This is a genomic window from Paenilisteria newyorkensis, from assembly GCF_000766145.1.
In the GTDB taxonomy this organism is placed as follows: Bacteria; Bacillota; Bacilli; order Lactobacillales; family Listeriaceae; genus Listeria_A; species Listeria_A newyorkensis.
This window is the reverse complement of sequence record NZ_JNFB01000008.1, coordinates 76182-85447: the sequence shown is the minus strand read 5'-3', so window position 1 is coordinate 85447 and position 9266 is coordinate 76182. Positions and strand designations below refer to the sequence as shown.

9 protein-coding genes and 1 rRNA gene are annotated in these 9266 nt (G+C 46.7%); all 10 read left to right on the top strand.

Annotated elements, in window-relative coordinates:
• A 5S ribosomal RNA gene (rrf, locus tag EP58_RS17855) occupies positions 1-71 on the top strand; the annotation flags it as partial.
• A 206-nt stretch (positions 72-277) separates the two neighbouring features.
• The gene (locus tag EP58_RS03430; RefSeq protein WP_036090109.1) at positions 278-799 is read left to right on the top strand and encodes a DUF2179 domain-containing protein; all 522 of its coding nucleotides are present in this window, start codon (positions 278-280) and stop codon (positions 797-799) included.
• Positions 800-971: 172 nt separating this feature from the next.
• Entirely contained in the window at positions 972-1460 is a 489-nt protein-coding gene (gene purE, locus EP58_RS03425; protein ID WP_036061604.1) for a 5-(carboxyamino)imidazole ribonucleotide mutase, read from the top strand.
• Positions 1453-2577 (top strand): 5-(carboxyamino)imidazole ribonucleotide synthase, encoded by a 1125-nt coding sequence (purK, locus tag EP58_RS03420; protein WP_036090067.1) that lies wholly within the window; start codon positions 1453-1455, stop codon positions 2575-2577. Before purE ends, purK begins: the two co-directional genes overlap by 8 nt.
• A 19-nt stretch (positions 2578-2596) precedes the next feature.
• Positions 2597-3889 carry an adenylosuccinate lyase gene (purB, locus tag EP58_RS03415; protein ID WP_036090065.1) on the top strand — a complete coding sequence of 431 codons (1293 nt, stop codon included), beginning with the start codon at positions 2597-2599 and terminating at the stop codon, positions 3887-3889.
• Between the two features lie 95 nt (positions 3890-3984).
• Complete coding sequence (gene purC, locus EP58_RS03410) at positions 3985-4695, top strand: phosphoribosylaminoimidazolesuccinocarboxamide synthase (protein ID WP_103035043.1); 711 nt, start codon at positions 3985-3987, stop codon at positions 4693-4695.
• Positions 4696-4941, top strand: a complete 246-nt coding sequence (purS, locus tag EP58_RS03405) for a phosphoribosylformylglycinamidine synthase subunit PurS (protein ID WP_036066366.1) — start codon at positions 4696-4698, stop codon at positions 4939-4941.
• 2 nt (positions 4942-4943) lie between these two features.
• The gene (purQ, locus tag EP58_RS03400) at positions 4944-5627 is read left to right on the top strand and encodes a phosphoribosylformylglycinamidine synthase subunit PurQ (protein ID WP_036090061.1); all 684 of its coding nucleotides are present in this window, start codon (positions 4944-4946) and stop codon (positions 5625-5627) included.
• Complete coding sequence (purL, locus tag EP58_RS03395; protein WP_036090057.1) at positions 5620-7845, top strand: phosphoribosylformylglycinamidine synthase subunit PurL; 2226 nt, start codon at positions 5620-5622, stop codon at positions 7843-7845. The genes purQ and purL overlap by 8 nt, the downstream gene beginning before the upstream one ends.
• Positions 7830-9260: an amidophosphoribosyltransferase gene (gene purF / locus EP58_RS03390; protein ID WP_036090056.1), complete on the top strand. Its 1431-nt coding sequence runs from the start codon at positions 7830-7832 to the stop codon at positions 9258-9260. Before purL ends, purF begins: the two co-directional genes overlap by 16 nt.
• Positions 9261-9266: the final 6 nt, after the last annotated feature.

The window sequence follows — 9266 nt, the reverse complement described above, 5'->3', positions numbered from 1 at the left end:
ACGGAAGTTAAGCTTTTCAGCGCCGATGGTAGTAGGGGGCTTCCCCCTGTGAGAGTAGGTCGTCGCCGGGCAATGTATAAGAAGTACTCACTTTTTGTTGAGTGCTTTTTTATTTGTCTCTAATAATTATTTTTTAATGATGAGAAGATTTAATTGAGATTTAGTATTGATACTTATGTGATTTTAAGATAGGATTAGGTTTGAGATATTGTAATTAGTGAAAAATATAAGTAAGAGCTGTGCATAAGGGGGAATTAATGTGGGAGATGCTGTTGGAATGGTGCTCACAATTTTTATTATTAATATTTTGTATGTGTCGTTGAATACGGTGAGGTTGTTGATGACGATGAAAGGGTATCGTTATCGTGCGGCTATCGTGAGTGTATTCGAGATTGTGGTCTATATTGTTGCTCTTGGAATGGTTATGAGTAACTTGAATGATATTGCTAACATTGCGGCGTATGCGCTTGGTTTTGGTGTTGGTATTGTTGTGGGCATGAAGATTGAGGAGCGGCTTGCTTTGGGGTATATTACGGTTAATGTGATTACGAAGGACTATAACTTGGATTTGGCTAATCAGATTAGGAACGCTGGTTATGGGGTTACTAGCTGGATCGCTAGTGGGCGTGATGGAGAACGGATGATGTTGGAAATCTTGACGCCTCGTAAAAATGAGAATAAGTTGTATCAGCGCATTATTGCGATTGATGATAAGGCTTTTATTGTATCGTCGGAACCTAAGCAGATTTATGGTGGCTTTTGGGTTAAGCAGGTTCGTGGTGGGGTTAAGAAAAAGTGACTTTCTATGGAGAGTTTCTTTTTTTTGTTAAAAACAGGACTAAACACGAACATTAAAATATACTTTCTTTTTATTGTTCGATTTTATGGTTGACTTTGCTGACAGGTATTGTTAGAATGAAGAGGTCAAATAGTGTTGGATAAAATAAGAATGTTGAGGAGTTGAACATTGAATGTGTGCACAAGTTGGTGTCATTATGGGAAGTACTTCTGATTGGGAGACGATGAGGAAGGCATGTGAGGTATTGGAAGAACTAGAAATAGCTTATGAGAAGAAGGTTGTTTCTGCACACCGCACACCGGATTTGATGTTTACATATGCGGAAAATGCGAGAAGTCGCGGGATTAAGGTTATTATTGCTGGGGCTGGAGGGGCCGCTCATTTGCCAGGTATGGTTGCTGCGAAGACGACTTTACCTGTTATTGGTGTTCCTATGAAGTCAAAAGCGTTAAATGGACTGGATTCTTTATTATCGATTGTGCAGATGCCTGGAGGGGTTCCAGTCGCTACTGTCGCAATAGGTGAGGCGGGTGCGGTAAATGCTGGATTGCTCGCTGCGCAAATTTTATCGGTCGAAAATGAGGTAATTGCTAGCCGTTTGGAAAATAGACGTGATACACTAGAGGAAAATGTTCTAGAAAGTAGTGATTCTCTTGAGTAAAACGTATTTATTACCAAACAGCACGATTGGAATTATCGGAGGTGGGCAGTTAGGCAGAATGATGGCTTTGGCTTCGAAGGCGATGGGATTCCGAGTAATTGTACTTGATCCGACTGTGGATGCTCCGTGTGGGCAAGTGGCGGATGAGCAGATTGTTGCGAATTATACGGATCTTGCGGCTTTGAAAGAATTGGCTGAAAAAAGTGATGTTGTGACATATGAATTTGAAAATGTGGATAATGACGCGATTCGTTCGATTGAGGACATTGTTCGTGTTCCGCAGGGTTCGGAGTTATTGTCGATTACGCAGGATCGTATTTTAGAAAAAGCGTATTTGGAGTCGATTAATATTAATTTGGCGCCTTATGCGGTGATTGTGGATAAGGATGATATTGTTCAGCATATTAGTAGTTTGGGCTATCCGGCGGTGCTTAAAACGACGCAGGGTGGTTATGATGGTAAAGGGCAGTATGTGATTCAGAATGAGGATGACATTGATAAGGCGCTTGGATTATTGCGTTTTGGGACGTGTGTGCTGGAGGCTTGGATTCCGTATGAGCGTGAGGTTTCTGTGATTGTGGCGCGTAATGCGGCTGGGCAGGTGGAGACTTTTCCTGTGGCTGAGAATGATCATAAGAATAATATATTGCATACGACAATTGTGCCGGCGACGCTTGACGCGGAGTCAGTTCATGAGGCGGAGGCTATTGCGGTCAAACTGGCGGAGTATCTTCATTTGGAAGGTGTTTTGGCGGTGGAGATGTTTGTGACGAGTTCTGGAGCGATTTACGTGAATGAGTTGGCGCCTAGACCGCATAACTCGGGACATTTTTCGATTGAGGCTTGTAATATTTCGCAGTTTACGCAGCATATTCGAGCGATTGCTGGTTTGCCGCTGCTTGAGGTGGAGTTGTTGCGCCCGGCGATGATGGTGAATATTTTGGGGCAACATGTGGATGGTGTGAATGATGTATTGGATGCGCATCCGGAATGGTTTGTTCATTATTATGGGAAACAAGAGGCGAAGATTGATCGCAAAATGGGGCATATAACGGTGCTCAGTGATAATCCGCTTGTGGAGATAGAGAAATTACGTGCAATGCAAATTTGGAGTTAATTGGGGGATTTGAGGAACGATGATTGAACGTTATACGAGAGAAGAAATGGGTAATATTTGGACGGAGCAAAATCGTTTTCAGGCGTGGTTGGAAGTTGAGATTTTAGCTTGTGAGGCTTGGGCGGAGCTTGGTGAGATTCCGAAAGAGGATGTAGCGAAGATTCGTGAAAATGCGACGTTTGATGTGGCGCGGATTCAGGAGATTGAGCTTGAGACGCGTCATGATGTGGTGGCGTTTACGAGAAGTGTGTCGGAATCGCTTGGTGATGAGCGTAAGTGGGTGCATTATGGTTTGACGTCGACGGATGTTGTGGATACGGCTAATTCGTATATTTTGAAACAGGCGAATGAGATTTTGCGTGCGGATTTGGAACGCTTTATCGAGATTTTGGCGAACAAGGCGAAGGAGTATAAGGATACGGTTTGTATGGGGCGTACGCATGGTGTGCACGCGGAACCGACGACGTTTGGCTTGAAATTGGCGCTTTGGCATGAGGAAATGAAACGGAATTTGGAGCGGTTTAATCGTGCTGCGGATGGCGTGGAATTCGGGAAGATTTCTGGGGCTGTTGGGACGTATGCGAACATTGATCCTTTTGTGGAGGAGTATGTTTGTGAGAAGCTGGGTACGACGCCGGCTCCGATTTCGACGCAGACGTTGCAACGGGATCGTCATGCGGATTATATGGCGACGCTTGCTTTGATTGCGACTTCTGTGGAAAAATTTGCTGTGGAGGTTCGCGCGCTTCAAAAGAGTGAGGTTCGTGAAGTGGAAGAGTTTTTTGCGAAGGGGCAAAAGGGGTCTTCTGCGATGCCGCATAAGCGTAATCCAATTGGTTCGGAGAATGTGACGGGCTTAGCACGTGTGATTCGTGGGCATATGGTGACGGCGTATGAGAACGTGCCGCTGTGGCATGAGCGTGATATTTCGCATTCTTCTGCGGAACGGATTATTTTACCGGATGCGACGATTTTGCTTGATTATATTTTGAATCGTTTTGGTAATATCGTGAAGAATTTGACGGTGTTCCCGGAGAACATGAAGCGGAATATGGATCGGACGCTTGGTCTGATTTATTCGCAGCGTGTGTTGTTGACGTTGATTGATAAGGGGATGGCTCGTGAGGAAGCGTATGATACGGTGCAACCTAAAGCGATGGAAGCTTGGGAAACGCAAGTACCGTTTAAGACGCTGGTTGAGGCGGAACCTAAGATTACGGATTTACTTTCTCAGGATGAGATTGATGGCTGTTTTGATTATAATTATCATTTGAAACAAGTGGATATGATTTTTAAACGTTTGGGACTTTAAGGATGGCATCATGAAAAACTATGGAGGGTTATGGTGTCTTCATGGTTTTTCATGCTTGATTCGGGTCAAAATTCTGATTTTAAAGGAGACTTTTCATAGTGGCGAATTTATTGTATGAGGGTAAGGCGAAACGGTTGTTTAGTACGGATCAGGATGGCGTGTTGCGCGTGGCGTATAAGGATGATGCAACGGCGCTGAACGGGGAGCGTAAGGAGAGTTTTGCGAGCAAGGGTCGTTTGAACAATGAGATTACGTCGCGGATTTTTACATATTTGCGTGATGCGGGGATAAAGAGTCATTTTGTGGAGCAGTTGTCGGATACGGAGCAGTTGGTGCGCTCGGTTGCGATTATTCCGCTGGAGGTTGTCGTGCGAAATGTGATTGCGGGCAGTCTTGCAAAACGTCTTGGTGTGCCTGAGGGAACGCCGACAAAACAGCCGATTGTGGAGTTTTATTATAAGGATGATGCGCTTAATGATCCGTTTATTAATGACGCGCATGTGCTTTATTTGGAGGCGGCGACGGAGGATGAGATTGTGATTTTGAAGCAGGCCGCGCTTGATGTGAATGTGGCGTTATGTGAATTATTTGCAAAAATGAATATTACGCTGATTGATTTCAAATTGGAATTTGGGCGTGATGAGAATGGGGAAGTTTTGCTTGCGGATGAGATTTCGCCGGATACGTGCCGATTATGGGATCGGGATACGAATGCCAAGCTGGATAAGGATGTCTTTCGTCGGAATATTGGGAATTTAACTGCGGTTTATGAGGAAGTTTTGAAAAGATTAAAGGAGGTTGTTTGAATGTATAATGTGAAGGTGTTTGTGACGTTGAAGAAAAGTGTGTTGGATCCTCAGGGGACTGCTGTGATGGGGTCGCTGAAGAGTTTGAATTATGGCGAGGTTGAGGATGTACGGATTGGGAAATACATGGAGCTTCAAGTGGCAAAATCGGATCGTGACATTCATGCGGTCTTGGATGAAATGTGTGATAAGTTGCTGACAAACCCAGTGATGGAAGATTATCGTTATGAAATCGAGGAGGCATAAGCATGAAATTTGCGGTCATTCAATTTCCAGGTTCGAATTGTGATTTAGATATGTTGCATGCGATAGAAGATGCGCTCGGTGAAGAGGCGGAATATGTGTGGCATGCCGAAACGAGTTTAGGCGGTTTTGATGCGGTGCTTCTTCCAGGTGGATTCTCGTATGGGGATTACTTGCGGACGGGTGCGATTGCAAAATTTGCGAACATTATGCCGGAAGTGGTGCGGTTTGCGGAGACTGGTAAGCCGGTGCTTGGTGTTTGTAATGGTTTTCAGATTTTGGCGGAGAGTGGGCTTCTTCCTGGGGCTTTGATTCGAAATAATAATCTTCATTTTGTTTGTAAAACGGTGAGTTTGCGTGTGGAGAATGCGGAGACGATGTTTACGTCGGAATACGCGGCTGGGGAAGAGATTCGGATTCCTGTGGCGCATGGTGAGGGGAATTATTATTGTGATGATGCGACGCTTGCGGAATTGCGGGCGAATGGACAAATTGTGTTCACGTATGCGTCGGAAAACCCTAATGGAAGTATTGCGAATATTGCTGGGATTACGAATAAGGCTGGGAATGTACTAGGTATGATGCCACATCCGGAGCGTGCTGTGGAGGACGTTGTTGGCGGAACGGCTGGACTTGGCGTTTTTAAATCGATGTTGAAGGCTTGGAAGGAGGAACAAGTACATGCTTAATGTGAATCAGGAACCGTCAGCGGCGCAAATTGAGGAACAGAAAATTTATGAGACGATGGGGCTCAGTGAGAGTGAGTATGGTCTTGTTTGTGATATTTTGAAGAGAAAACCGAATTATACGGAGACGGGTTTGTTTTCGGTAATGTGGTCGGAACATTGTAGTTATAAAAATTCCAAACCGGTGTTGCGCAAGTTCCCGACGGAGGGTCCGCAAGTGTTGCAAGGTCCTGGTGAGGGTGCTGGGATTGTGGATATTGGTGATGGACTTGGCGTTGCTTTTAAAGTGGAGAGTCATAATCATCCGTCTTACGTGGAGCCGTATCAAGGCGCTGCGACTGGTGTTGGTGGGATTATTCGCGATGTGTTCTCGATGGGCGCGCGTCCGATTGCGATGTTGAATTCGCTTCGTTTTGGCGAGATTGATAACCCGCATACGAAATATTTGGTGAATGAGGTCGTGGCTGGGATTGCTGGTTACGGGAATTCAATTGGGATTCCGACGGTTGGCGGCGAGGTGCAGTTTGATCCGTGTTATGCGAAGAATCCGCTGGTTAACGCGATGTGTGTTGGCTTGATTGCAAAAGAGGATATTCAAAAAGGCCAGGCGGTCGGTGTCGGTAATCCGGTGATGTACGTTGGCGCGAAAACTGGGCGCGACGGGATTCATGGGGCTACTTTTGCCTCGGTGGAATTCAGTGAAGAGGGCGAGCAGCAGCGTTCGGCGGTTCAGGTAGGCGATCCGTTTATGGAGAAATTGTTGCTGGAGGCGTGCTTGGACTTGATTCGTGATCATTCGGATATCTTGATTGGGATTCAGGATATGGGAGCGGCAGGCTTGGTGAGCTCGAGTTCGGAGATGGCATCGAAGGCTGGATCGGGCTTGGAGCTCATTATGGATGACGTGCCACAACGGGAAACGCATATGTCGGCGTATGAAATGTTGCTTTCGGAGTCGCAGGAACGGATGCTTTTATGTGTGAAAAAAGGACATGAGGCGGAAATTAAGGCGTTGTTTGAGCGTTATGGCTTGGAGGCTGTGACGATTGGAACGGTGACGGATGATAAGATGTATAAAATTGTGCATCATGGGGAAGTTGTGGCGAATGTGCCGGTTGACGCGCTTGCTGAGGATGCACCTGTGTATCACAAGCCTTCATCGGAACCGCAGCGTTATCGTGATTTCCAAGCGGAAGAAGCTTTTGCGCCGGTTGTGACGGATGTTGTGGCGACTTGGAAAGCGTTACTTGGACAGCCAACGATTGCGAGTAAGCGTCACATTTATGAGCAGTTTGATTATCAAGTTCGGACGAATACGGCGGTTGCGCCTGGTTCGGATGCTGCTGTTTTACGGGTTCGTGGCACGAATAAGGCGATTGCGATGACGACGGATTGTAATTCACGTTACTTGTATTTGGATCCTGAAAAAGGTGGCCAGATTGCAGTTGCGGAAGCGGCACGGAATATTGTTTGTTCGGGCGCGAAACCGCTGGCGATTACGGATGGTCTTAATTTTGGGAATCCGGAGAAACCAGAGATTTTCTGGGAGATTGAGAAGGCGGCGGACGGGATTAGTGCGGCTTGTCTAGAGCTTGATACGCCAGTCATTTCGGGGAATGTTTCGATGTATAATGAGACGGATGGTGAAGGTATTTATCCGACGCCGGTGATTGGAATGGTTGGTTTAGTCGAGGATGTGGCGCATATTACGACGCAAGGTTTTAAAGCGGCCGGCGATGTGGTTTATTTGATTGGTGAAACGAAACCGGAATTTAGCGGTTCTGAATTGCAAAAATTGGAGCAAGGCAAAATTAGTGGACGCGCGCCTGAGCTTGATTTGCAGGTAGAGAAGCGTTACCAACAGTTCTTGTTGACGGCGATTCGTGAAGGTCTTGTTGCTTCGGCGCATGATTTGGCGGAAGGCGGCTTGGCGATAGCGCTTGCTGAGGCAGGTTTTGCGAACGATTTGGGCGCGGCGATTAAGGTACCTTTTGCGGAGGAATGGCTGTTTAGTGAATCGCAATCGCGTTTCTTGGTATCGGTGAAAGCGGATGATGCTGCGAAATTCGAGCAGTTGTTTGAAACGGAAAAAGTGGTGCGTTTAGGCGAGGTCACAGAGGTGCCGCAATTGGTGGTGCAAACGGAAAAATCAGCAATTACAGCCGAACTTAGTGAGTTAAAACAAGTTTGGGAAGGGGCTATTCCATGTCTACTGAAATAAGAGGATTGAACGAGGAATGTGGTATTTTCGGGATTTGGAATCATCCGAGTGCGGCGCAGATTACGTATTATGGTTTGCATAGTTTACAGCATCGTGGGCAAGAGGGCGCTGGGATTGTGTCGACGGATGGTGTGACGCTAAAAGGGCATCGTAACTTAGGCCTGCTTGCGGATGTGTTTAAGCACGGGGAACTGGATGAACTTGTTGGGAAGTCGGCGATCGGGCATGTGCGTTATGCGACGGCTGGTGGCAAGAGTTTGAGCAATGTCCAACCATTTTTATTCCACTTTCAAAATTCGAGTCTGGCGCTTGCTCATAATGGGAATTTGATTAATGCGCAGACGCTTCGCCATGAGTTGGAAGAGGAAGGCGCGATTTTCCAGACGAGTTCGGATACGGAGGTTTTGGCGCATTTGTTGAAGCGTAGCCAAACGGGATCGTTCGTGGAGGATTTGAAGGTGGCGCTGAACAAGGTGCAGGGCGGTTTTGCGTACATGCTTTTGACGGAGAATGAGTTGATTGCAGCGCTTGATCCGAATGGTTTTAGGCCGCTTTCGATTGGAAAAATTGGTGATTCGTATGTGATTGCTTCGGAGACGTGTGCGTTTGATACGGTTGGCGCGAAGTTTGTGCGTGACGTGGAGCCGGGTGAGCTGATTATTATTGATGATGATGGCTTGCATATTGAGAAGTTTACGGAAAACGTGAAGCATTCGATTTGTAGTATGGAGTATATTTACTTTGCGCGTCCTGACTCGAATATTGCGGGAATTAATGTCCATTCGGCGCGAAAACGGATGGGGAAACGGTTGGCGCAGGAGGCTTTTGTTGAAGCGGATGTGGTGACGGGGGTTCCTGATTCGAGTATTTCGGCGGCGATTGGTTATGCGGAGGAAACGGGCATTCCGTATGAGCTGGGCTTGATTAAGAATCGTTATGTGGCGCGGACGTTTATTGCGCCTTCGCAGGAATTGCGGGAACAGGGCGTGAAAATGAAATTGTCGGCGGTACGTGGTGTCGTTGAGGGCAAACGGGTGGTCATGATTGATGATTCGATTGTTCGCGGGACGACGAGTCGCCGGATTGTGCAACTTTTGCGTGATGCTGGCGCGGCCGAGGTCCATGTTCGAATTGCGTCCCCTCCGCTTGCTTTTCCGTGTTTTTATGGGATTGATATTCAGACGCGGGGTGAGTTGATTGCGGCGAATTATTCGGTGGATGAGATTTGCCGGATTATCGGTGCGGATTCGCTAACGTATTTGTCGGAGGATGGACTCGTGGAAGCGGTTGGTAAGCCGTATCCGGATGAGCCTTATGGCGGACTTTGTATGGCGTATTTTAACGGGGATTACCCGACGGAATTATTTGATTATGAAAAAGAATATTTGGCGAGTTTAGAAGCCGAGTCACGTTGAGAGGGG

What these genes read in the sequence shown, in the direction of transcription:
- EP58_RS03430 (WP_036090109.1), top strand. Translation starts at nt 278, where the DNA reads ATGGTGCTCACAATTTTTATTATTAATATTTTGTATGTGTCGTTGAAT.
- purE (WP_036061604.1), top strand. Translation starts at nt 972, where the DNA reads ATGTGTGCACAAGTTGGTGTCATTATGGGAAGTACTTCTGATTGGGAG.
- purB (WP_036090065.1), top strand. Translation starts at nt 2,597, where the DNA reads ATGATTGAACGTTATACGAGAGAAGAAATGGGTAATATTTGGACGGAG.
- purS (WP_036066366.1), top strand. Translation starts at nt 4,696, where the DNA reads ATGTATAATGTGAAGGTGTTTGTGACGTTGAAGAAAAGTGTGTTGGAT.
- purQ (WP_036090061.1), top strand. Translation starts at nt 4,944, where the DNA reads ATGAAATTTGCGGTCATTCAATTTCCAGGTTCGAATTGTGATTTAGAT.
- purL (WP_036090057.1), top strand. Translation starts at nt 5,620, where the DNA reads ATGCTTAATGTGAATCAGGAACCGTCAGCGGCGCAAATTGAGGAACAG.
- purF (WP_036090056.1), top strand. Translation starts at nt 7,830, where the DNA reads ATGTCTACTGAAATAAGAGGATTGAACGAGGAATGTGGTATTTTCGGG.